Source organism: Bartonella sp. CL70QHWL (assembly GCF_042194855.1).
Lineage (GTDB): Bacteria > Pseudomonadota > Alphaproteobacteria > Rhizobiales > Rhizobiaceae > Bartonella.
The window spans coordinates 1-603 of sequence record NZ_JBHINJ010000130.1; the positions used below are offsets into that span (position 1 = coordinate 1).

The 603-nt window shown below is 44.9% G+C and carries 1 protein-coding gene; it reads right to left on the reverse strand.

The window, feature by feature from the left end; translation table 11 throughout:
- Positions 1-603: virulence-associated protein E (locus tag ACFIJZ_RS10115; RefSeq protein ID WP_375632045.1), on the reverse strand; the 603-nt coding region annotated here is incomplete at both ends.

Genomic DNA, 603 nt, shown 5'->3' on the forward strand with positions numbered 1-603 from the left:
GACGCCCATAAATCAACGGGCTCTGATAACAACCCAGACAGCAGAGACAGCCCCGTTTCAATGCCCTCACAAATGACCAGATGTTTGGGATTGGCTTGACTTAAATGCACAGCACCACCTGTTACAGATCCCAACATGGCTTTTGCTGGTTTTTGGTCTGTTTTGCAGCCATTGGCTTGTAAAAAGGTTCTATGAATGGCGAAAGAGCCAGCGCCCTTAACAAAAGCAACCAACGCGGGCAGTGTAACCCCAGAGGGGTGCGAACATTTGTCGTAAAAGCGTAAATCAGGAGGCAAATCACATGTAATACTCCGCATACGTAAATAGGTTTCTGCTAAAGTATTTTTGATTGGTTGGCTTTGTTGCCAAATTGTTTTTGCTCTCTCTGCTTTCTGTTTTGCTCGTTTGAGATCAGCACAAAACTGTTTGGAGAAAGAGAGCGTCTGATCATAAGCTTGTTTTCCAAGCAACCCAATTCTAATAAGCGCTTGTATGATCTCTCTAAAAGAGCAACCAGCATAACAGTAGATTAAGAGACGCCCATCATGTCCATTGGCAAGGGATAAGCTAGGTAGCCTATCATCATGAGCAGGGCAACGGGCT